This window comes from Planctomycetota bacterium, from assembly GCA_016235865.1.
Taxonomy (GTDB): Bacteria; Planctomycetota; MHYJ01; order JACQXL01; family JACQXL01; genus JACRIK01.
In genome coordinates, this window is sequence record JACRIK010000035.1 from 69,972 (window position 1) to 94,478 (window position 24,507).

A 24,507-nucleotide genomic window follows, 5' to 3' on the forward strand; every position below is an offset into this window, starting at 1 on the left:
CTATTGCGGGAAAAATCCGTAAATCTGCTTGAGCACCTGTTCCGCTGTCTTGCCCCGGATACTGAATCCCTTAGAGTCGTGGTCTAAATACGAGTAGGCAAACGGATATACGCCCTGCACCCAGGGTGTTTCGGCAAATGCCCAGAGCACGGCTTCGTACGCGTCGGCCTGCTCGTCCCAGTCGCTTACTAATGTCGGCGTGGCCGGTTCAAAGTCGCTGATTTCCGGGGCATAAACACCATATTGCTGCATCGCCGATGTGTCCGCAGAATAATAGGCCAGTTCCGCGAATATGAACGGTTTATTGAATCGCTGATAGCGCGGCAGATAAGTGTCCTGGAGTTTCTGCAAGGCCATTGCTTTCATCGCGGCAAAGTTGGTGCCGGCCGTGTCGGTCGCCACCTGCCACCACCACTTGTCGCCTAAATAGTCCAGGTCGCCGTACCAGTCATACTCGGTCCGGTCCACATAATAATCCACGCTGAGTTTTACGGCCGGATATTCAGCCCTGACCGCGGCAATGATGTCCTTCCATTTCTGGTTGATGTAGGTAGCGGTTACCGGCGTCGAATCATCCAGCCAGTTGAAATTGGATAATATCAGCATCTCCACGTTCTCCTGCTTGGCGATTTTGGTGTTATACATCACGGACTTTCTGACCTGCGCATAAAACGCGTCATACCACTGGTTGGTATTGGAACGGGTGAATGCGGCCTCTTCGGCGCTTGAGTCCGGATAGGGAAATGCGCGGATGGCCACCTTTAATCCCCGGTTATGCAGGGCCCGGATATGCTCAACCAGTTCCTCGGTCAGGAACGAATTACCCACCGGCTCGACAATGGGCGGGTCGATGCTGATAATGCCCCAGACCGAGGCAATCTGCGCCCAGCGGGCATTAGAGGCGGTGATTCGCTCCACGGCCGGTTCTATCAGCGGCGTCCAGGCCGAACGCCAGTAATCGATAAATTCTATGCCGGTCTGGAACGGCTGGCCGCTGGCGCGGTCGGTTATCGGCCGACCGTCATAATTCAGGGTCACCGGCTCAGGCAGTGCTTCCCGCAACTGGTGGCGCCAACTGGTAATCGTGTCGCTGACTGCTTTTGCCGTGTTGGTAATAACCAGTTCACGGAATGAGTTGTTGGTATCCGTGACCAGCTTTTCCATCCCGATAGCCGGGTCCCCATTGCGGATGTATTTATATTTCAGGGTCTGGCTCGGGTCAACATACCAGACGTATTTCCACTGGTTGGACCCCTGGGGCCACATCATAAGCGGTTCCCAGCCGCCCCAGCCGTCGCTGGTGACATAGACCGTATCCGAGGTGGGCGACTGGACATCCAGGGTAACGGCCACCTGGTTTGCCGACTTCCAGGCCGCGACCGTGTCGTTTATGGTCATCGCGCTGCCGGACGCAATCACGGCGCGCACCACGTTAGCGCCGGCGGCATCGCGTTCCTGGTTTGTCCGGTAATCGCCCAGCGTGTAAAGATACTCAAAGCAAGTCCCCTGCCCCAGCGTTGCGGTATAGGTCCAGACATTCCCGCCGGTATTGGTCATCGGGCACATCTTGCTGGTATCAACGGACGTGCCTTCAAAGGACGGGAACATCCCGAGGTGATAGGTATCTCCGAACAGGCGCACCTGCGCTCCGGGCGGCGTATTGCCCGGGGCCGTAACGTTAAAGGTAATGCCGGTCATCACGGCCGGCGTGGCCGTAAAATTCCTGGTCAGGACGCCGTCAGCCGGAATAGTCACTTCGGCTACCTGGGCGAGATATTCGCCGTTGTCAGCCCGGACCGTCACCGCACACTGGCCGGCCGGCACTCCGAAGATGGAATAAGTCCCGTCCCAGTTGGTTACGGCCTGGAACGGACCGGCTGAGACGCGCAGACCCATCACCGGCAGAGTGGTAGCCGAACTGGTAATCGTGCCTGAGATGGCGCCGACTCCGTCGCCGCCCACGGCCAAATCCTCCCACTTGGCAATGGTTTCGTTTATGGAAAGGTTCTTGCCGGCAAGCAATTCGCGAATATGGAACTTACCGTTGCGGTAGGCATACGATTCCTCCTTGTCCCAGTCGCCGTTGCGGCTGTAGCGGTAACGCAGGATGGAATCCTTGGGCGCGGTGATGGTGGTTCTGAAGGTGTTGCTGGCGATAGATGTCAGAACGATTTCTTCTTCATTACTGCCGAAATACATCCCCTTGCGCATCCAGAGCGCATCAGCGCCGGGCGTGTTGTCCGGCGTCCTGACGGTGATGGTGACATTCACGGTTTCCGCCTGATAAAACGGGTTTGACTGACCGGACGAACCGGAACTGCCTTCGCCCCCGCCGCAACCGGCCATAATACCCGTGAAAATCAATAATGACGCGACTCCAAGGTAAACCGCCTTCATTATCATAGATATCCTTTTTACTTCCGGTTACCTTATCTGCACAAATCCGGCATAAACCGCTATGCCCAGCGTCACCGTATCGGTCCCGTTCAGATTAACCGATTTCAGGGTGGCGCTGTAGGTATCCGGATTATAGTCCGCGCCGGAGGAATAAACCACCTTATCGGAATACGGGCTGAGCTCCCAGTAGTTCGTGCCTTCCATTACCAGGGATGACGAGCCGCCGGCTATCGGGACGCGCTTTATCCTCATCAGATTAGGGGCGTAATTGAAATCCGCGCCATAGACCACCTGGGTGGAATCGTGGGTAATGGCGGCCTCGTGCAGATATGCAACTGGCCCGATTTGCACCGGCGTTGTGCCTGAAGTGGTGATGCTGTATAAATTACCGCTAGGAAAAATATAGTCCTTCATATAAACCACCCTTGACGAGTCGCGTGATATGTCCGCGAACATCATTGATACGCCGGTGTCCAGGGTAGCGGTAACTCCGGTGGCCAGATTTATCACGTTCATCGTAAAGGTGTCGCTGACTGCATTGTAATCGCTCAGGTAAAGCATCTTGGACGAATCGCGAGAGGGCCGAAAAACAGTCACGTTCTGTGCCAGGGTCACCGGCGCGCCGCCGGTAATTGACACGGCCTTTAAGGTGCCGGAAACCGTATCATCAATATAATAAACCGTATTAGAATCGTATGCTGCCTGATAAGTGAATGAAACATTTGCGGCCAAAAAAGTCGGACTGCCGCCGGCCAGGGGTTTTACATTCATGTCACCGGTCGGCGAGATATAAACCACCCGGGTGGAATCCGGGGTTAACCTGAAGCCGGAAACGCCCGAAGTAACAATGGCTGTGACCGCGCCGCCAGCCATAGGCACCACGTTGATGGAATTATCGCTGCTCTTGGAAAAGACCAGCTTGGAGGAATCATCCGTAATCTCCCACGTATGATTAGGCACGTTGGCCAAAAGCGAGGCCGCGCCCCCGCCGGACGGGATGGATTTGTAGTTGAAATTACCGCCGCCGTCATCCTCGATATAAAGCGCCCGGGAGCCGTCCGGCGTGGCATCGTATTCAATAATATCAGTAGCCAGGGTTCGGCTGATTCCGCCGCTGATGGAAACGACATTCAAATCCGCGTGTCCGGTCAAGGTAATGTAATTGGTCAGGAAGAAGACCTTGGCAGCTGAAGGACTGCCGCTACTGCCTGATGATGAAGAACCGCCTCCGCCGCAGGAACCTACAGTTATAATTCCGGTTAATAATGCGATTACCCCCAAGATGCGCCATCTCTTGCTCAACATACACATTCCTTTCTGTTCTCGTCAAGTTGCTCACTACCCTAACGGAATAGTATAATTATGACCTCTAAAACCGTCAAGGTGCAAAATTTAGGGTAGCAATGGGTATCAAAGATACCCACTTACTGTTCGCATACTCAAGACATAAAATCTAACAATGCTATGTAAAAAGACAAGGAAAATTAGACTAAATCAGGCATAACCATCTTTATCAAAAAAAACACTATCCACTACGTTTTTCTTAAAGACCCTCTCCATATCTTATAAGGAACGGGAGATTATCACCAATCCGGCCGGTGGTTATGGCAAACCTACCGGGAGATTATGGCAAATCTGGCCGGATGTTATGGCAAACCTGCCGGGAGGTTATGGCGCATCCGGCCGGGGGTTATGGCGAACCTGGTCGGAGGTTATGGCGCATCTGTACGGAAGTTATGGCAAATCCGGCCGGGGATTATGGCAAATCCATCCGGAGGTTATGGCAAACCTGCCGGGAGATTATGGCGCACCCGGCCGGGGGTTATGGCGAACTTGGTCGGAGGTTATGGCGCATCCAGCCGGAGATTATGGCGAATCTGCACGGAGATTATGACAAGAAGTATGGAGGGATAAGATGAGGGGGGTGGGGGGACTACCCCCCTCCCTATTTTATAGCGGGAAGGGGGCAAAATGTAAGACGAAAATAGCCGAAAATGGCGGTTTTAGGGTTAAAAAAAGGTGGTTAAACCGAAGATTTACGCCCTGAGCGTGGCCTTGAGGTCTTTAGCCAGGGCGTCAACCACTGTTTTGACCACCCCATCCACTGCCTCGCTGGCCAGGGTCCGGGTCGGATGCCGGAATGTCAATGAAAATGCTATACTCTTGTGCCCGGACTGGACCTGCTTGCCCCGATAGATGTCAAAGAATTCTATCTTTTCAAGCGGGATATCCTGCGCTGATGGCGTTAATGCCTGACGGGAAATGCTTTCTATCTGAGCCCAAGTCGTATCCTCCGAAACCACTACGGCAATGTCCCGGGTGACGGCCGGCAACCTGATGAATGACTTATACTGCTTGGCCAAGTCAGCTTGGCTGATAAGCGCTTCAAAGTCTACCTCTAAAACACCAATAGTCACATCGGCCTCCCGGTGCGCCGCCCCTATCGGGGCGTGATCCCGACCACTCCGATAGACATCGGAGGGGGCCTTTTGCATAGTGCCCAGATAACCAATAGGCGTATTATCCAGGTTAATGCCAACGATATTCTGGATGCCTTTGGGAACTACGGCAGTATTTTGGGCGGTAAAAGATATTTTATCCTGCAGGCCCAGGACGCTGGACAGCCCTTCAAGTGTTCCTTTGAGCGAATAAAATCCGGCATTATCCACTATACCCAAAGAGAATCCTTCTTTGGTGGCATTGCCGACCTTATGATAGGTTTTACTGATTTCAAAGAACTTTATAGTCTTCTGGGCCTGTGAATGCAAATAGTTCTCGTTGAGATTGAAGACCTCAAGCAGGCCTTTGACCAGATTGTTTCTCAGGAAGCGGTCTGTAGTGCCGTCCGGCGCTAAAAGACCGACCAGATCTACTGCTTGAAATTTACCATCTAATGTATCTATAAATAACGCCTCTTTGTCCCAAAAGCTATTGGTCATTACCTCGTTATAACCTGTCTCAACCAGATGACTCCGGGCCGTTCGGGTAACATCATATATCCGGTCTGGCTGAGCCACCTTCAATTCAATACAGGGCGGCGTGACCGGTATCTTGTCATAACCATAAATACGGGCCAATTCTTCTATGATATCCACTTCAATATTAATATCCGGCCTAAAAGACGGCGCCACGAGTTCAAATCCCTTGGCGCTGGATTTCTTTATCATCAAGCCCAAACCTATTAGGATTCTCTTTATTTCCGGTGCAGGAATGGCAATACCCAGGATACGGCTGATGCGTTCGGTTCTGAGCACCACCTTTCGGTCTTTGTATTTAAGATAATCCAGCACCTGATAGCCGGTGAGCGTTCCACCTGCCATCTCAAGTATAAATCCGGCTGCCCGTTGCGAGGCGGTGACTACGCCTTTGGGGTCGACAATCCGCTCAAAGCGGTAGGACGAATCAGTCGGCAGGGCCAGATGCCTGGAGGTACGCCGGATACAGGTCGGATTAAAATAGGCGCTCTCCAAGAGGATGTTCTTGGTGGATTCAGTTACCTCGGTGTCCTTGCCGCCCATGATACCAGCCAGGGCCACGGGTTTTTGGGCATCGGCAATCACCAGCATGTCAGGCGTCAATACATATGTCTTGGCGTCTATGGCCACTAAATTCTCGCCCTTGGCCGCGGTCCGGACAATTATTTCCTGTCCGGCCAGTTTATCCAAATCAAAGGCATGCAAGGGCTGTCCGGTCTCCAGCAGCACCCAGTTAGTGATATCAACTACATTATTAATGCTCCTAAGGCCGAGAGATTCCAAATGATTCTTGAGCCAGGCCGGTGACGGGCCGACCTTAACATCCCGGATAATCCGGCCGGTATACATCGGGCAGAGTTTGGGTTCCTTTATCCGGATAAAAGGCGCGATCTTGGATTTGGCCGCCGGGATTTTGGATTTCTGGCCGGGCTTTGCCTTGGCTTTGGTAATCAATGCTGTTTCCCGGGCAATGCCGATAAAGGACAGGCAATCCGGCCGGTTGGCCGTAATCTCAAATTCAAAGACGGTATTATCGCCCTGGCCTTCCAGACTCTCCACCTTGACCCCGTGCCGGGTCAACAAGTCAGCCAGTTTCTTGGGCTCTAAGGCCACCGCGCAGTATTCTTTTAGTATCGCGTAGGTTATCTTCATTATATCAACCCCTATATCGCTCCGCTCAGCGGGATAAGAGCCAGTAATTTGCTCCGCGCAAACTGGCTCTAAAATTGGCTTAAAAAATTCAGATGGTTTTCAGTAAACAGCCGAATATCATTTATGCCGTGCTTGAGCATAGCCACCCGTTCCACGCCCATGCCAAAGGCAAAGCCGGTATATTTCTCCGGGTCGTACTTGACGTGGTTCAATACATTAGGATGGACCATGCCGCAGCCCAGGATTTCAATCCAACCCTCGCCGCGGCAGACCGGACAATTTTCGCCGGAACCGGTAGTGCCCTGGCCGTGGCAGAATACGCAGGAGATATCCACCTCGGCGCTGGGTTCGGTGAACGGAAAAAACGACGGCCGGAACCTGGTCCGGGTGTCCGGGCCGAATATCTCTTTGCAGAAGATGTCCAACACGCCTTTGAGATTGGCAAAGGTAATATCCTTATCAACCATTAGGCCTTCGACCTGGTGGAACATAGGAAAACGGGAAGGTGTCGGGGCATCGGGCCTGAAGACCTTGCCCGGCACGATAATCCTGATGGGCGGTTTTACTTTTTCCATAGTCCGAATCTGGACCGGCGAGGTATGGCTGCGCAATAATAAATTCCGTTGGCTGTCTGCCTGGCCGGTAGGCAGGTCCGCCACGTAAAAGGTATCAAAGGCGTCGCAGGACGGATGGTCGGCCGGAACATTAAGCGCCTCGAAGTTATAATAAGGCAATTCTATTTCCGGGCCGTAGGCGCAATCAAATCCCAGACGCCTGAACACGTCTATTATCCGGAAAAAGGTCTGGTAGAGCGGATGATACCGGCCAGTGTGTTTCTGCTCGCCCGGGATGGTGGCATCGAATAATACCGTGGCGGCTTTAGGCCCTACTGCCTTTTTGAGTTCCTCGACCTTGCGGTTGAACGACTCGGTGACCGAATCCTTGAGCTGGTTGATAAGCTGGCCCAGCTTGGGCTTCTCATGCGCCTCAACGCCAGCTATTTTCTGGGATGCCTGGCGAATCAGGCCGGCCCGGGACAGGTATTTATGCTCGAATTGCTTAAGCGTTTCCAGCGCGTCCTTGGTCTCGGCCTTAATCTCGGCCAGTTTGTCCAGGGCGCTGGCTTTGAGTTGGGAAAGTTCCGATTCTATCTCTTGTAGAGACATAACTGCTGATTAGCTACAATGACACCTGATACCAGTATCCGGTATCCTGTATCATTTCTCAGTTTTGCGATGTCGCCATAGCCACGATTTTATCAAAGGTGGTCGGGTCAGAAATAGCCATATTGGAAAGTATCTTCCGGTTCAGATCCATATTGGCTTTCTTTAACCCGTTGATGAACTTGCTGTAGGTAACGCCTTTGGCCCTGAGGGCGGCGGTCAGGCGGGTAATCCAGAGCCGGCGGTAGTCGCGCTTCTTGCGCTTCAGGCCGAAATAGGCGTCCACCCGCGCCTTCATAATGGTCTCTTTGGCCGTGCGATAGAGCCGGTGCCGGCCCTGGTCATAGCCCTTGGCCAACTGCATGGTCTTCTTGACTCGTTTGTGCCTGGCGACTGCTGATTTTACGCGCATAATTTCACTCCTTACCCACTGGGTTATCCCAATATATATCGGGATTCACGATAATATAAATATCAAGAAAGTTGACTATATAAAAACAACGTCCAATGTCAAGAAATTGAACACGAATACCATAATTCCTATCGCAACCTTTATGCCCGCCCGGTGTTTTAATACACGAAATAAGAAGGCTTGGGATAAGATTTGAAGACCTGACAATAAAATACCCGTGTAAATCGTTATAAATATGTGTAATAACATTGTAAACCTGCCTTTTGGGCAATAGGAGGATTTATTATGAGAAAACTGTTGATAAGCGCCCTGATAGCCGCGGCGCTGGTGACCATAAGCGGCTATACCGGCAACCAATGCTATTCAGAAAAAACATCTTCTAAACCTGATTGCGAAGAGCAAATCCGCGGGTTATTTGAGGAGATTATGCTCCTCAACCTGGTTAACGGCCTTAATCTCACCGAAGACCAAATAAGGCAAATCCTGCAATATAATAAGGAAGTCCAGTCGCTCAAAGCACAGACGGAAACAGAAAATACCCGGACCTTAAATGGCGTAATCAACGCCTATACGGAACTTAAATCCACATTGGAAAAGAATGAAGGCATTCCCAAGGATATCGAGCGCCAGGCCTTCATGATGGAACAGGAAGCCAAAAGGATTAACGGCGAATTGATGGAAAGCGTGGCTAACATAGAAAAAGAATTAACCGGCGTGTTGATCGAGTCACAGGTGGAAATAATCAACAATTTCAATCCCTGCCTGATACCGCCCAAGGACCTCAAGGACCCGGTCCGGGCCGGCCAGGCCGCCAACAGCGAACAAGGACTGGATATGCTCCGGCGCATCCGAAAGATGCCTCAGGATGTCTATGAGGACAGGAAGCCGGAAATCGTTGAACGCCATCTGGAGAACATCCAGAAACACGTGGGCAAGTTAAACGACGAGGAGAAGAAACACGAAGCCGAACGGCTCAGCACCGTAATGGACAAGGCGCGCAAGATGTCGGATAAGGATTTTGAACTCAACGGGCCGGACCTGGCCAGGGAATTCTTCAACGACAGTAAAAAGACGCTGGAAAAAGACAAGGAACTGCAGAAAGAAGCGGAAAAAATACGCCATGAAAGACACGGCGGGCCGACTCGCCTCGGCAAATTCCTGCTCAATCCCAGAATCGTGCCGATACTGGAAAAGCGACTGGAACTGATGAAGAACGCCAAACAACTGCCGCCGGCGGATTTGGATAAGATAAAAACCAGGTAAGAAAAGCAACCACAGATAGCACAGATAATCAGAAAGGGAAACCCGCTATGAAGAAAATATTAATATTGGCTATCGTAATGGCATTCATTACGATAAACCTCCGGGCAGAGGAACAGGACCCGCTGGAACAGAAAATCGCCAAGGTCCGGGAGGAAATCTCGCTGACCAATCTCATCAACGGCCTGAACCTGAGCGAACAACAACTCTCCGAACTCATCCCGACACTCAAAGAAGTTCAGGAAATGCGCAAGTCATACCGGGAAAAACATAAGGCGCTGGGAGAAGAAATGCTCAAGTCATTTGAAGACCTGAAGAAAAACCTGGAAAACGGCCCGAAACTCCCGGCTGATGTGGCAACCCAAGCCGGCGGATATAACGAACGGGCCAAGGAACTGGGCGAGGAATTCAAGAAGAAAATAGCCCCCTACCAGGAGAGGATTGAGAATGTCCTGACCGAGGCGCAGAAGATAGTCATTGATGATTTCAAGCCCTGCCTGCTGCCGCCCAAGAGCCAGAAGAATCCGGTCCGGGTCGGACAGGCCAAGTCCAATGAACAGGCCATCGAACATCTCCGAAAACTCCGCGAGGTGCCCCAGGATGTCTATGAGCAGAAACGGGACAATATCCTGAACCGGTATTTCTCCAAGTTTGAGGAGAAAAAGGGCAAGATGAACGATGAGGAAAAGTCCAAGGAAAAGAAGCGTCTCTTTGAACTGGCCGACCGGGTCAGGGCAATGAGCGCCGAGGAATTCGAGTTGAATAAAGGCGAACTGGCTGAGGAATTTATCATCAAGGACCGGGCCGAGGAACTTGAGGGCCAGTTAAAAGACATCCTGGAATACCGCCACAAGGATAAAGGGGGCTTGAACAAAATCGGTCGGTTCTTCCTCAAGCCGGAGATGCTGGGGATACTGGAAACCCGTTTGACCAGTTTGAAAAACTTCAAGCCGTCCGAGCCGGCTAATCTGGATAACATCAAAAGCCAACCGGAACCTGATAAGAAGAAAAAATAGGTTATGCCGCACAAGTGTTCTGAACCAAAAAGAAGTCCGATAATCTCACGGCGCGAGTTCTTCAGGCAGGTTTCCGAAATGGGACTGGCCGCGGCCTCGCTGCCGCTGGCCCTGAAAGTATTTCTGGACTTCAACCAACAAGTCTGGGCAGAATCTAAGGATGTTCCCAAATCTATCGGGGCTCAATATTACGAGAAACTGCCTGACAATAAAATCAAGTGCACGCTCTGCCCCAATTTCCACATCTACGGGCCGGGCGAGAGGTCATTCTGCTTTACCCGGGTCAACCGCAAAGGCATCCTGATGTCGCAGGCCTATAATAATCCCTGCACCATCAGCGTTGACCCGATAGAAAAAGGACCGTTCAATCATTTCCTGCCGGATACCAATTCGCTGGCGCTGGCCATCGGCGGCTGCAACCTACGCTGCCTCTACTGCCAGAACTGGCAGGTCTCGATGGAAAAACCCGAGAAGACCGCCAAGTGCGACTGGACCAGGGAAGACGCACTGGACGGCGTGAAGAAGAAAGAATGCAAGACCATCTGTTATACCTACACCGAACCCATGGTTTACCCGGAATATGTCCGAGAGGTTTCGGCCTACACCAGCTCCAAGGGAATTCGCAACCTGGTCTGCACCGCGGCCTTTGTAAATCCGCAACCCTTAAAGGATATCTGCAGGAATGTCAGCGGATTTGCCGTCACCCTCAAGGCATTTAACGACAAGTTCTACCAGAAAATCTGCGGCCAGTCGCTGCCCACCATACTGCAGTCAATGGAAATAATCAAGGCGGAAAAGAAGCACCTGGAAATCGTCAATCTCATCGTGCCATCCTATAACGATGACCTGGAAGTAATCAAAAAGATGTGCCAGTGGGTCAAGAAGAACCTGGGCCAGGATACGCCGCTGCATTTCGGGAGATTCCATGCCGAATACAAACTCAAGGACTTGCCGGACACGCCGGTAAAAACCGTGGAATCCGCGCGTCAGATTGCCTTTGATGAGGGGCTGAAACACGTCTATACCTTCAATGTCGCGCCGCACGAGGGCAACAATACCTACTGCCCGTCCTGCCAGCAGCCGGTTATTAAGCGACTGGCCTTCAAGGTGCTGGAAAATAACCTGCCCAAAGGCGCCTGCAAGTTTTGCGGCCATAAACTGGCCGGCGTCTGGCAATAAACCATCCCATCTTACCGCAACTCCATGCCTATAAAGGTGTAGAATATATTATTGACCCCGTTAGAAACAGGTCGTCCCATAGGGACGACCGTCTCAACGGATAAAAGATTAATCAGGAGAAATTTATTGATATTAATATCATATTTTTCTAATAGTTATATCAGTTGTTTCTAACGGGGTTGACATCTATATAAAATAATTATCTTCATCGCAATTATGACTAGAAAAGGCATCACATTAGTCCTGGTCCTGCTGATACTGACGGCCTTGATAATGCTGGGCATACCTTTTGCCATCTCCATGCTCTACAAGGAAAAGACCAGCAAGGACACGCTTCATATAACCCAAAGCCGCATTGCCGCATCCGGGGCCCGCAACAGCGCCATTAACCTGCTCCTGCGCACCCATGATTTCTACGAACTACAACCCTATCCGGCGCCGTTTAATGACCCTGATTGCGATACGCTAAGGGAAATGTCTCTCGATTTATCCCAACTTAATATCACCGACACCTCCAATTCCAAGGGCATCATCTGGTCGTCCTACGCGGAGGATGAGCAGGGCAAGATAAATATCCTGACCGCGCCCCGTCGGGTGGTTGATTACTTAAAAACACTTATCAAACCGAATGAAGACATCCAGCATTTTATCACTGAATACTCTTACCGATCTACGCCCTGGATTGGCGCGCAGAACCTGGCGGGCTACCGCCGTTATCTGGCATCAGACGGAAATACTTACGATATCATTTACGTAGATAATCCTGTTCCCTGCGGCAATGAAGAGGGTTTGCGGGTGCGCCTGCATCAAGGCGACCAAGAAGTTATTGCCTACGTGGCCAAAGAACCCTGTCCGTTATGCCCCATAGCCGGAAGACCGGCTATGCAAGAAACACCGGACAAGGTAAATGGAACCACAGGATATCATAATGCGTGGGTTACCGCTTATGATACCCCCCCAATAATATGGCGTAATTTCGGCGCATCCGAGGCGATATGGTTAGATCGCACGATAACAAACTCTTTCCTGACCGAGACCACCACGGTTGAAATAGAACAACCTCATCCAGTGAATATCAATACCGCATCTAAAGAGGTGCTACTGGCATTATTCACCGGCGTAGGCAGTAATGACGCCATAACCAATACCACAGTTACCCAGGCAGAAGCCCAAACACTGGTTGATGAAATAACAAAAGCCCCTCTTATCGGGCCACCTGACCTTGAACAGGTCATTTCAAATACTCTTAGTTCAGACCAAAGAGGCCAGATGCAAAAATGGCAACTCTGGCTGAATTCATTTTATCCCCGGGATGCCACAACATATTTAGCCAATATCGTTGAAAGGCACTATACCGGCACCATGCCTTTCTGTTACCGTTCTTATGACATCTATACGCTCAATTCCACCGGCATTGTCAATTACCCGTCCGGCAACCAGGCGTCGGTTACGACCATTAATGAGGTGGTCGATATTGCGCCGGTAAGCGATGTCATAACCTGGAGCATCGAAAGTCAATACGATTTCGATAAGGAGTTCTACACTTATCTGGGCAATCCTTTCAAGATGACCACATATCCATATCTGACTAAATTAGGCATACGAGATGACTCGCAGGCCAACTTAAATCCTGATTATTCCCGCGATCCCGATATCGGCGCTCTGAAACTAAGAACTGCCATTGATAACCGCAGGATAAATCCTTTAGGAACAACATCTTCGTTCTCTGATACTTATGATGGACAGAAAATACCCTTACCACCACCGGAGCCAGCAGGACTGAGATACCCTACTGCCAGCACTGTCCAAACCACCACCCTTGACATCCAGCCCGGCGGCGTTGAATTCTGGATAAAGTTTGATAGCATACCGGGATTGGCTAACCTGTTTGATATCAAGCAGCAGGATTACGAAAACAGGCTAGCATTATGGTATAACAACGGCCAACTGGTCTTATCAGTCTGCGACGCCACGAAGGAAGAAAAGGCCGCCCAAATCAGGGCACCGGTTACTTTTGAGCCGGAAGTCTGGTATCACATCGGCGCCTTTTGGGAAGGCACAAAATACGCCCAAATGGCCCTGTTCTTGGACGGCCGGCCTATCGGCTCTTTCGGCCATTATGATAATTCAAGCCCCCAGCCAATTCTGACCCAGCTCACGGCCAATATATCTGATGTAAGCGGTATGGATAATAGCCAGAATGAAATGACTATTAATGTCGGGTCCACTGACGGGTTCCCATCTGCCGGCGTTATTGAAATCGGCATAGAAGCCATTGATTATATCTCAAAGACGGGTAATGGCTTTATCGTCCAGACTATCTGGAACCCGATGAGCCCAACCCAATTGGCACTTACCGGCAGGGGCAGCCGTTGGACTCCTATCATTTCTCATACTGCCGGAGCAAAGGTTACGATTTACGGCTACTCAAATCCATTCATTGACAATTTCCTAATAGCCATAAGCCTAACCCCATTCATTCTACCGGGTAACCCATTGTGTATGGGCGGTGCAACATTAATTGATACGATTCCCATAACCTCGCCCGGTAATATCGTTATTGATAAACCGGGCAGCCAAATCGGGGCCAATGATACAAGCATTCCCATTACGTCAACCTTTGTAACCATGACCATAACTGGCTTACCTTCCAAGGGGTATGTTCGAATTGATAATGAGGTAATCTATTATGACTCATATGTCACCAGCACATCTACCTTAGAAAACTGCCAGCGCGGAGCAGAGAACACTACGGCGTCAGTGCATTCTGGCGGTCCTATCACACCTACCCCGTCTAACCCACCTGCTGCTGTTCAAGTATTCTCAATCCAGGTTTCTGACACTACCAACTACAATTCACCGGCCATCATCCAGATTGATGACGAATGGTTTGGTCCGCTCCAGAAAGCAATCACTAATACTAACTTCTTTGTCGGACCCATCGCTAACGGCGCGCCATCGATATTGGCCCGTGGCTGGGTTTCAAGCCCCACTACTCATAGCCCTGATACCCCAATCATCCCGGTCTTTTTCGCCCAACACCCTTATACCGGAAAGAATGATACCGTTACTATAATTGAAAGCAACCAGGCTAATCCTAAAGAAGAGAAAACAGTCAGGAATGCGGTGAACAAAAATAGAGCCCCGGTTTTTCTATTTAGCGGCAGTATACCTGACGGTTACAGCGCGACTAGAACTCCACCCAGTTTATTTGCCTTTAGTGACAATCTCTCACGTAATTACACGGTTGACGGCATGGTCACCCGCCTGCTAAAATTCCCGTCCGATGAACTGCCGTCCTATTTCCCGGCTACCTCCTTTACCATCGGCTCCAACCTCTCGGCCACAATTGATGAGGTGAAATTCTTCAGCGACGCCAAGGATAACCGTGTTATAACCGAGACGCTCCTGGCATCGGATAGTGGCAAAACAACTGTTACACTAAGCGATACATTATCAGCTAATAGCGGACTCATTAAAATCGGCGATGAATACATCGGATTTGCCTCCACATCTACCAGCACCCTGACGGCCTGCGTCAGGGGTTATTTGAACACCCCTATCCAGACGCACGATTATGGCCAGCGGATATTCAATCTAAGCAGGTTTTTGCCGGTCACGGCCTTGAGCCAAGGCATATTTCCGGAAAACTTTAGGATACCCATCAAATCATCTGGCGGATTTGCCAGCAACGGTTATGTCCTGATCGGGGATAACTTTAATACCGGAGAAGTGGCCGGTTACTTACAGACGAGCGGCGGATTCTTGAGAATGCCGGAGCATAGTAACGGCATATTCAGGGGAATGTTCGGGACCAGCCCTCAAAACCACCAAACCAATACGCTCTGCTATGCTATTCCATTCAGGTATTGGCATTTGGAGAAAGCAAACGCCTTTGACAGCCAGATGGCCTATTTCCAGGCCGCGCACCTGGCCCGGGGCGCCACCTGGAAGCGAATCACCTGGGACGAGGAACATATCCCCAGCAATGATAACCTGATTCGCCTGAGATTCCTGGTCCGGTTTGATAACCAGCCGGCCTGGAATACTACTCCAAACAACCAGCCGGGCGGGATATTCGAGTTCACTAACCCAACCGACCCTAATGAATTGAATGTCAAGGCCGACCAGGTAGAAGTAATGGTCTTTTTCCAATATCTGCCCGGCGCCTTAACCGGCAATGCCTGGAAACGCTCGCCATTACTGAAAGATATCCACGTAACATACGCCAAACCCATTATAACCTTATCAAAGCAGGAAAGATAGATGCTGACTAATAATACTAAATCTATCAGAGGGTTTACGCTGGTAGAAATCATCATTGCCGTGAGTATCTTCGTTTTCCTGTCCGTTTTGCTGGTCGAATTCCTCCAGCGCGGGCTGGATTTATGGAAGACCGGGGAAAACCGGGGCGACGTTTACGAACGGGGACAGATAGTTATGGAACAGATAAAGAAAGACCTGTCCGGCGTATTCAACGAGCCGGTCAGCCGGACCGTCATAACAAATAACTTTAATACCGCATTGTATATTGATGCCCAGGATTCCAAAGAGCCATCTTTTTATTCCGGCCTTGACCAGAACAACAATCCCTGGCTTTATGTAATCCGGATGGATAATGACGAGTTCTACACTCTGGTCTCGACCACGCCGGCGGTTTCACCCACCTACAAGGTAAATAAGGAACGGATTGTCTATTACCTGGAAACTTCTGCCGGGAAACCGCAATTAATCAGGGGCGTCATCAGTGAAACAGTGGCGGCCGGTTTCTGGCAGCCGGGATTGGGGCCGCAGAATCCTATTACTCCAACGCAAAGTTCTCAGGCCTTTGATGACGTTCTGTATTTGGGCGGAATATTTTCCGGCACGGTTCCGGCCTGGGATTCCCGGATAACATCTTCGCCGCCTGCGCCAGCCGGAACTTACCTGCTTATGCCGCAAAACCTGCCGGCCACGGTCAAAATCACCCTGGATATAAAATCCATGCCGCTAAACAGCCCTAAAATCACCCTGACCGACAGTTTGGTCGGCGACACCGCGACCATAAATCTTCCCCGGACGCTGTTAGGCGCCGGAAGCTTCCTCAAGGTTGATAATGAATGGTTGATGGTCCAAAGCAAATCATATTATAAATTGAACGTGCTGCGCGCCCAGAGAAATACCATCCTGGCGCCGCATAATGGCGGCAGTGAAGTCCAATACGGCGAAACCATGGAAAGCACGTTTTATTTGCCGACCAATATAAGATGAAAATAAAGTTAAATAGCGGGTTTAGTTTTCTGGAGATTCTGGTAGCCCTGATGATTCTGGTATTCGGACTGACCACCATCTTCGGGCTGTTCGGAGCCGCCACCTATTCGCACCGACGGAGTGTTAACGATGAAACCATTTCCCGAATGGCCACCACCATATTCTCGGAACTGGAAAGCGGCCAGCACCCGGCGTCCGTTGATTTACAGGACCGCGCCGACCAGACGCATTCACAATTCCCGGGCATCTATACTTATGACCTGACATTCTCAACAGTTACCGGCACTGAACCGACCAGTCGCGTAGTAACCCTGGCTATTAAATGGGGCAAGAACCAACAGGAAACATTCCGGACGCTCATTATATTCCCATTGCGGTAAAGTATCCGTGCGTCTTAGGACTTTTCTGTGCCGGCCGGTTTGAGCTGCAAATCATTCTGCTGTGTTTCCAGGAATTGGCCAATCTTGCGGTATTTCTCATACCTCTGCTGGACCAGAGTATCAATCGGTATGGTGTGCAATTTATCCAACGCGGTTAATATGCTTTTCTTGAGATTATCTGCGGTGGCGTTGTAATCACGGTGCGCCCCACCCAGCGGCTCAGGGATAATCTCATCAACTATCCCCAATGACAATAAATCATAAGAAGTCAGTTTCAGCACCTTAGCCGCTTCGGGCGCCTTGGCATTGCTCTTCCACAATATGGCCGCGCAGCCCTCGGGCGATATAACTGAAAAATATGAGTTTTCCAGGATGGCAAAATGATCGCCCACTCCGATGGCCAGCGCCCCGCCGCTGCCGCCTTCGCCGATGACCACGCAGATTATCGGCGTCTTTAGATGCGACATTTCAAAGATGTTCTGGGCGATAATCAGTGCCTGGCCCCGTTCCTCGGCCCCGATGCCCGGATAAGCGCCCGGCGTATCTATCAGGGTAACGATGGGCAGATTGAATTTCTCAGCCAGTTTCATCTTGAGTTGCGCCTTGCGATAACCCTCAGGATGCGGGCAGCCGAAATGGCAGGTCACCCGGTCGTGGATATTTTTGCCCTTACGGGTGCCGATAAGCATGACCTTGTGGGCCCCGATCTTACCCATGCCGCAGACCATGGCCGGGTCGTCGCGGAACGAACGGTCGCCGTGCAGCGGCACGAAATCGGCTCCGCACAGAAGATGGATATAATCGGTCACCTGCGGCCGGGACTGGTGCCGGGCCAGCAGCACCCTCTGCCAGGGCGTCAGATTCTTGTAGATATCCTTCTTGAGGAAAGCCGCCCGGGCCCGAAGCTTTCTTATCTCATCGGAAAGGTCTATCTCGGCAATCCTGGAAAAACCCTCTAACTGGGTAATCTTATGCTCCAGTTCCAGGATCGGCGTCTCAAAATCCAGCCCTTTTATATTCTCTTCCATAAGCAATTATAATTACCCACCCACCATATCAAAAATATTATTATTATGAGCAGTGGGGTTTTAGCAGAAATCCAATATGGTTGTCAAGTATAAATAATATTCATATCAAAAATATCCGGCCGCGTCAAGAGAAATATATAAAACCCTTGCGATTATTATTCCGGTGTGCTAATATGGCTCTATGGCTCATCTAAAAAGATTCTATAGTGATTCTGCCGCGCCGGGCGGGATAATTATCCTGGACCAGGCCCAATCAAACCATCTCAAGAACGTCCTGCGCCTGAAACTCGGCTCAACGGTCGAGGTCTTTAATAACCGCAATGAATCATATATTGCTGAAATCGCCTCCATATCGCCCAAAAGCCCTGTCAAACTAAAGATTCTCTCTTTAGTGGTTGCTAACCATTCTGTATCCCGTATCCCGCATCCCGTATCTCCAAATATCACCCTGGCCTGCGCCATTGCCAAGGGCAGCCGGATGGACTGGCTGGTGGAAAAATCAGCCGAGATTGGGATGGCCAGATTGATTCCGATTATTACTGAACGAACTGTAGTCAAACCCGATGCCGCGTCCAAGAATAAAATAGCCCGCTGGCATAAGCTGGCGGTGGTAGCCGCCAAACAGACCGGCCAGAATGCCGTCCTGGCTATTGACAATCCCATTCCCTTCAATCAATTAACCAACATCATAACTAATTTCTCGCTCTCACTGATAGCCGTGCCCAATGCCGATAAATACTTGCCAGAGGTGCTGAAAAAAGCTAACCTGACAGGCGGAAATAAAATATTATACCTGGTTGGTCCGGAAGGCGATTTTACCAGGGAAGAAGTCGCCGCTGCCATCAAATGGGGTGTCCAGCCGGTCCGGCTGCCGGTTAACTCCATCTTGCGAGTGGAAACCGCGGCCATAACCATGCTGGGAATGTTATTATATCACTTTACTTCTAATTAATCCCCTCTATTAAGAGGGGCAAGGGGTGTATCAAATGCGTCAGTTAAAGAAACCCAAGACCGCTTATATCTGCCAGAAATGCGGCGCCGCCAGCCCTAAATGGCTGGGCCGATGCCCGGAATGCGGCGAATGGGGAACCATTATCGAAGAACTGGTCGCCCCAACATCCGCTACCCCGCGACAGTCCCTGGGACAGGAAAAACCCGTATCCATCAATGACATCAAAGTCCTAACCTCCACCCGTCTGACCAGCGACATCAAGGAATTCGACCGCATCCTGGGCGGCGGAATCGTGGTCGGCTCGGCCACGCTTATCGGCGGCGACCCGGGCATCGGCAAATCAACCATCCTGCTGCAGGTCTGCAATAAATTGGCCCAGGGCGGCATCAAGATACTTTACGTCAGCGCCGAGGAATCGGTTTACCAGACCAAGATTCGGGCCGAACGGCTCAATATCACCTCGGACAATCTCTGGATTGTCTCGGAAACCAATATCGCGCTGATTGCCGCCTATATAGATGAATACAAACCCAATCTGGTGGTGATTGATTCTATCCAGATGGTTTATAAGCCGGAAATACCGACCTCACCGGGCACGCTCACCCAGGTGCGCGAATCAGCCATGGATTTGGTCTATCTCTGCAAACGCTCCCATATCTGCCTGTTCCTGGTCGGCCACATCACCAAGGAGGGCTCGCTGGCCGGGCCAAAGAGTCTGGAGCATCTGGTGGATACAGTCCTTTACTTTGAGGGCGACCGGTTCCAGTCATTCCGCATCCTCCGGGCCGTCAAGAACCGCTTCGGCTCAACCAACGAAATCGGCATCTTTGAGATGAAGGAAGACGGACTGTCTGAGGTTACCAATCCATCGGAGTTATTTATCTCCCAGTCCAATCAAGACGTTGCCGGCACCGTGGCGATTTCCACGCTCATCGGTTCGCGGCCGTTTTTGGTTGAAGTCCAGGCACTAACCTCAAGGTCTTATTATGCCGCGCCCACCCGCCGGGTTAGCGGAGTGGACTTTAACCGCACGGTCATGATTCTGGCCGTGCTGGAGCGCCGGCTCGGCCTGACCCTGGGCTCCCAGGACGTCTATGTCAACGTGGTCGGCGGTGTCAAGATAGATGAACCGGCCGCAGACCTGGGCATTGCCTTAGCCGTCTTCAGCTGCTATAAAAATAAGCCCCTCCCGGCCGGCATGGCCTTTATCGGCGAGGTCGGACTGACCGGGGAAATCAGGCCGGTCAACCAGATTGAAACCCGCATCCAGGAGGCAGTCCGGCTGGGATTCAAGAAGATTGTTATCCCCCAAGGCAATGCCAAAAACCTGAAAACCAAAGACGTAAAACTTATTACGCCGTCGTATCTATCGGAAATAATAAAGGAGTTATTCTAAAACACTAAATACCAGAGTAACACGCACTAAGCGAAGCGTGACCACGAAGTGAATAACACGAATGGAACGAATCACACGAATAACTAAATTCGTCTTATTCGCCGTATTCGTGAGATTCGTGTTCTCTTCTTTACATTTGGCTAATATATTACTATTTGTGTTTAAAGGAGTTTTATATGAAAACTGTCAAGGTCTATTCAACGCCCACCTGCCCCTGGTGCGTCCGGGCCAAGGAATATCTCAAAGGCAAAAATATACCCTTTGAGGATATTGATGTCGCGGCCGATACGGCAAAGGCCAAGGAAATGGTCAAGGTCTCAGGCCAGATGGGCGTGCCGGTCATTACCGTGGATAACGAGGTGATTATCGGATTTGACCAGAATAAGTTGAATCAATTGCTGGGCGCTAAATAAGATTGCTTCGCTTACGCTTCTAATGACTGTCATTGCGATGGCGCCAACGGCGCCAGAAGCAATCCCATCAGTCATCTCGCTCTAATCCCTCCGTTATCACTACGGGATAAGAGACAGTACGTCACTTCGTTCCTACTGTCTCTAATATACCCTTATCGGCATGACCACGGTCTGTTTGTTTTCCAGCGCCAATCGTCTCTGAATCCTGAGAGCGGTTTCATTATGTAGTATCTGTGTAAAGAAGTTCTCGTCCTTGAAGACCAGTTTACTGCTGAAGAATACCGAGCGGGGATATTCCCTGTGTATCTGATTGCTCAGGGTCACCAACATCTCTATGGTATCCACCGAGACGTCAAACCGGTATTCGGCATAGAAACCGAAGTCATTGGCCATCTGGACGTATTTCTTCATATCCGTCTCGGTATTGGCGCGCAGGTTCTCCACCTCGCTTACTCCCTTAAATCTTCCGATATCCAACTCCCCTACCGAGACAAAAACGATTCTCTTGAATATCTTGGGGAACAGTTTTTCCACCGAGAAGAACATATGAATCCCAAAGCCGTTATAGCCGCTGACCAGAAGCACGGCCGTCGGCTCTTCAGGCGGGATTTTCTCGGGTATGGGCTGCAGGTTTTCCAGCCGCGGCACATTAGTGAGTATATCGTCCAGCCTCTTGAGGGCCCGGCGGGTGGATAAATAATGCTGTTTAATAATGACAGCTACTACGATCACGCCCCCGGTAATTAACAAGGTCAACCAGCCGCCCTCGCTGAACTTAAAGGCGATTAATATCAACAGAACGCTTGTTGTTAACAAGAACCCGGTGGAATTAACCATAAACTTGCCAAACCACTTATTATTCTGGCCCCTGACTTGGAGCCAGTGCCGACACATACCTAATTGGGAAAGCGAAAAGGTGATAAAAACGTTGATGCTGTAAAGCACGACCAGGAAAGCAACACTGCCTCTGGTAAGCATGACAATGGCGATGGAACCGAGTCCCATAAACAGAATGCCGTTGGAAATAGTCAGCCGTTCGTTCAGGTGGGTAAAGCGCCTCGGCATCCACTGGTCCAACGCCATATTGGACATTACGCGTGGACCATCAATAAAACCGGCCTGAGCCGCCACAAATAACAACGCCGCCTCAGAAACAAGCGTCAAAATCACCAGCCACTGGCCGAATGGCGTATTCCATGTCTGGACAATTCTCTCAAACAACGTGGCATTAAGTGTTTTACCCTCGCTAACCACAACCTGAAATAGCCCATAGAAAAGCAGGATAAATCCCGAAACCAGCGCCAGGGAAACTGCCATATAAAGCATCGTTTTTTTGCCTGTTTGCACCCTTGGTTCGCTTAAAGTCGGTAAAGCGTTACTGACCGCTTCTATTCCTGTGAATGTGCCGGCGCCGTGCGTGTAGGCCTTGAGAAGTATAAACAGCATCGCCCAAATACCGGTAGTCTGCACCATTGTCCGGGTCTGGGGAATACTGTCCGCGACAAAAGATGCCAATGCAAAAGAGTGCTGGAATAATGCCGAACCAATCATAATTATATGGGTAATAACAAAAGTGGCAAATATGGGCAGTAAAACAGTAATGGACTCCTTAACCCCGCGCAGGTTAAGGATAATCAGTATACTTACGCCTAAGATACATGAAATCACCTTATATGACTGGAATTGCGGTGATAAGAAACTAAAAATAGCATCTACCCCGCTGGCCACTGATATGGCAATAGTCAGGACATAGTCAACAATCAGGGCAGAGCCGGCCACCACGCCGGCTGACGGGCTGATTAATTTGGTGGCCACGGTATAGCCGCCGCCGCCCAGCGGGAATTCCTCTATTATCTGGCTGTAAGAAAGCGAGATTATGGCAATGGTCATGGCAACAGCAATAGCCAGGTAGACCACCAAAAATCCGTTACCGTTTAAGCCGACAAAAGCGTGCTCCGGGCCGTAACAGGATGAGGACAGCCCGTCCGCGCCCAGGCCCACCCAGGCCAGCAGCGCCATCAGGGAAATCCGCCTGAATATGCCCGGATCAAACGGGTTCTTGGCCTTGCCTATCAGAAAATGTTTTATGTCGGATAATTTCATAAAATATAGTAATTCGCCACGAAGGCACCAAGGCACTAAGAGTTCTTTGTGTCTTGGTGGCTGAATAATTACTAAAAAAATAACCCATCCCGATATAATATCAGAATAGGTCATTATATAATGGCTGAAATCTATGGATAGGTCAATAAATATATATTATATATCATCGGATTGATATTTATGAAAGCCGGTTATTTACAACTCGGGGCCGATGAGATAGCCAACCAGGCAAGCCAGGCAACCCGGATACTGGCTCAATGCACCCTCTGCCCGCGTGAGTGCAAGATAAACCGACTCAAGGACGAGTTAGGTTTTTGCCAAAGCGGCAAAGAGGTTGTTATCTCTTCTGCCGGGCCGCATCTCGGCGAAGAACCGCCTATATCCGGGTCTAAAGGTTCGGGTACCATATTCTTCACCAACTGCAACCTGAGATGCGTCTTCTGCCAAAATTACCAGATTAGCCAGCAGGGTCATGGGCATCCGGTCACCACCGGCGAATTAGCCGATATCATGCTCTCGCTCCAGAAACAGGAATGCCATAATATCAATCTGGTCTCCCCGACCCATTTTGTCCCGCAGATTCTCTCGGCGCTGGCTCTGGCTATTCCTAAAGGACTGAACCTGCCACTGGTTTATAACACCAATGGCTATGACGCGCTGGCCACGCTTAAACTCCTGGATGGGATTGTGGACATCTACCTACCGGACATCAAATATGCGGATAACAGGTATGCCAAAGAATATTCAGGCGTAGATAATTATGTAAAGCACAATCGCCTGGCCTTAAAAGAAATGTACAGACAAGTCGGCAATTTAATCACGGACGAAAAAGGCATTGCCCAACGCGGCTTGCTCATCCGGCATCTGGTCCTGCCTAATCGCCTGAGCGGGACATTTGACTGTCTGGACTTCATTGCCAGAGAAATATCCAGGAATGCTTATATCAGTTTGATGTCCCAATATCATCCATCACACAAAGCGCATCAGCACCCGGAAATCAATCGGCGCTTAACTCCGGCAGAATATAAAGAGGTGGTGGCCTACGCCGAGAAACTGGGATTAGAGAACTGCTATATCCAGGAGTTAGTTAGCAGTGATGACTTCCTGCCCGACTTCCAAAAAGAAAATCCGTTTAGCCCAAATTCTATTTAACCTTGCCTGCGAGCCGTAGCGAGTCCCGATTATTTCGGGGCATTTTTTTTATACCCCACTCTTATATATATGCTTGGCGCCCATATAATGCCAGATTAGCCCCCATCTAATGCCAACTCGGCGCCCATATAATGCCAGCTTAGCCCCCATCTAATGCCAACTCGGCGTCCATGTAATGCCAGATTAGCCCCCATCTAATGCCAACTCGGCGCCCATGTAATGCCAGCTTAGCCCCCATCTAATGCCAACTCGGCGCCCATGTAATGCCAGCTTAGCCCC

18 protein-coding genes are annotated in these 24,507 nt (G+C 50.5%); 11 read left to right on the forward strand and 7 right to left on the reverse strand.

What is annotated here, in order from left to right; translation table 11 throughout:
* Both HZA49_11240 and HZA49_11245 read right to left on the reverse strand, forming a co-directional pair.
* Complete coding sequence (locus HZA49_11240; GenBank protein MBI5780010.1) at nt 1-2,403, reverse strand: hypothetical protein; 2,403 nt, start codon at nt 2,401-2,403, stop codon at nt 1-3.
* 21 nt (nt 2,404-2,424) lie between these two features.
* Nucleotides 2,425-3,702, reverse strand: coding sequence for a hypothetical protein (locus HZA49_11245; GenBank protein MBI5780011.1), 1,278 nt, complete (start codon nt 3,700-3,702; stop codon nt 2,425-2,427).
* 299 nt (nt 3,703-4,001) lie between these two features.
* On the opposite strand from HZA49_11245, the gene HZA49_11250 reads away from it, so the two are divergent.
* On the forward strand, nt 4,002-4,316 hold the full coding sequence (locus HZA49_11250; GenBank protein ID MBI5780012.1) for a hypothetical protein: 315 nt from the start codon (nt 4,002-4,004) through the stop codon (nt 4,314-4,316).
* 117 nt (nt 4,317-4,433) lie between these two features.
* Here the strand turns inward: HZA49_11250 and pheT are convergent, their stop codons facing one another.
* The 3 genes from pheT to rplT all read right to left on the reverse strand — a co-directional run bounded on the left by pheT (nt 4,434) and on the right by rplT (nt 8,102).
* On the reverse strand, nt 4,434-6,524 hold the full coding sequence (gene pheT / locus HZA49_11255; protein ID MBI5780013.1) for a phenylalanine--tRNA ligase subunit beta: 2,091 nt from the start codon (nt 6,522-6,524) through the stop codon (nt 4,434-4,436).
* 68 nt (nt 6,525-6,592) lie between these two features.
* A complete protein-coding gene (gene pheS / locus HZA49_11260; GenBank protein ID MBI5780014.1) occupies nt 6,593-7,675 on the reverse strand; it encodes a phenylalanine--tRNA ligase subunit alpha in 1,083 nt (360 codons plus the stop codon).
* 73 nt (nt 7,676-7,748) lie between these two features.
* Nucleotides 7,749-8,102: a 50S ribosomal protein L20 gene (rplT, locus tag HZA49_11265; protein MBI5780015.1), complete on the reverse strand. Its 354-nt coding sequence runs from the start codon at nt 8,100-8,102 to the stop codon at nt 7,749-7,751.
* A gap of 282 nt (nt 8,103-8,384) precedes the next feature.
* On the opposite strand from rplT, the gene HZA49_11270 reads away from it, so the two are divergent.
* The 6 genes from HZA49_11270 to HZA49_11295 all read left to right on the forward strand — a co-directional run bounded on the left by HZA49_11270 (nt 8,385) and on the right by HZA49_11295 (nt 17,184).
* Complete coding sequence (locus HZA49_11270) at nt 8,385-9,362, forward strand: hypothetical protein (protein MBI5780016.1); 978 nt, start codon at nt 8,385-8,387, stop codon at nt 9,360-9,362.
* 47 nt (nt 9,363-9,409) lie between these two features.
* Complete coding sequence (locus HZA49_11275; protein MBI5780017.1) at nt 9,410-10,375, forward strand: hypothetical protein; 966 nt, start codon at nt 9,410-9,412, stop codon at nt 10,373-10,375.
* A gap of 3 nt (nt 10,376-10,378) precedes the next feature.
* Nucleotides 10,379-11,554: an AmmeMemoRadiSam system radical SAM enzyme gene (gene amrS / locus HZA49_11280; GenBank protein MBI5780018.1), complete on the forward strand. Its 1,176-nt coding sequence runs from the start codon at nt 10,379-10,381 to the stop codon at nt 11,552-11,554.
* Nucleotides 11,555-11,770: 216 nt separating this feature from the next.
* Nucleotides 11,771-15,820, forward strand: a complete 4,050-nt coding sequence (locus tag HZA49_11285; protein ID MBI5780019.1) for a hypothetical protein — start codon at nt 11,771-11,773, stop codon at nt 15,818-15,820.
* Nucleotides 15,821-16,804: a type II secretion system protein gene (locus HZA49_11290; protein MBI5780020.1), complete on the forward strand. Its 984-nt coding sequence runs from the start codon at nt 15,821-15,823 to the stop codon at nt 16,802-16,804.
* The gene (locus HZA49_11295) at nt 16,801-17,184 is read left to right on the forward strand and encodes a hypothetical protein (protein MBI5780021.1); all 384 of its coding nucleotides are present in this window, start codon (nt 16,801-16,803) and stop codon (nt 17,182-17,184) included. The genes HZA49_11290 and HZA49_11295 overlap by 4 nt, the downstream gene beginning before the upstream one ends.
* A gap of 14 nt (nt 17,185-17,198) precedes the next feature.
* Here the strand turns inward: HZA49_11295 and HZA49_11300 are convergent, their stop codons facing one another.
* Complete coding sequence (locus HZA49_11300; protein MBI5780022.1) at nt 17,199-18,212, reverse strand: acetyl-CoA carboxylase carboxyltransferase subunit alpha; 1,014 nt, start codon at nt 18,210-18,212, stop codon at nt 17,199-17,201.
* 181 nt (nt 18,213-18,393) lie between these two features.
* Here HZA49_11300 and HZA49_11305 point away from each other — a divergent pair, with 181 nt between their 5' ends.
* From HZA49_11305 to HZA49_11315, 3 genes are all read left to right on the forward strand, one after another.
* The gene (locus HZA49_11305; protein ID MBI5780023.1) at nt 18,394-19,164 is read left to right on the forward strand and encodes a 16S rRNA (uracil(1498)-N(3))-methyltransferase; all 771 of its coding nucleotides are present in this window, start codon (nt 18,394-18,396) and stop codon (nt 19,162-19,164) included.
* A gap of 34 nt (nt 19,165-19,198) precedes the next feature.
* Nucleotides 19,199-20,560 carry a DNA repair protein RadA gene (radA, locus tag HZA49_11310; GenBank protein ID MBI5780024.1) on the forward strand — a complete coding sequence of 454 codons (1,362 nt, stop codon included), beginning with the start codon at nt 19,199-19,201 and terminating at the stop codon, nt 20,558-20,560.
* A 176-nt stretch (nt 20,561-20,736) separates the two neighbouring features.
* On the forward strand, nt 20,737-20,973 hold the full coding sequence (locus HZA49_11315; protein ID MBI5780025.1) for a glutaredoxin family protein: 237 nt from the start codon (nt 20,737-20,739) through the stop codon (nt 20,971-20,973).
* Nucleotides 20,974-21,114: 141 nt separating this feature from the next.
* Here the strand turns inward: HZA49_11315 and HZA49_11320 are convergent, their stop codons facing one another.
* Nucleotides 21,115-23,076: an APC family permease gene (locus HZA49_11320; protein MBI5780026.1), complete on the reverse strand. Its 1,962-nt coding sequence runs from the start codon at nt 23,074-23,076 to the stop codon at nt 21,115-21,117.
* Nucleotides 23,077-23,256: 180 nt separating this feature from the next.
* Between HZA49_11320 and HZA49_11325 the strand changes: the two genes are divergently transcribed.
* Nucleotides 23,257-24,228 (forward strand): radical SAM protein, encoded by a 972-nt coding sequence (locus HZA49_11325; GenBank protein MBI5780027.1) that lies wholly within the window; start codon nt 23,257-23,259, stop codon nt 24,226-24,228.
* The last annotated feature ends 279 nt before the right edge of the window (nt 24,229-24,507 follow it).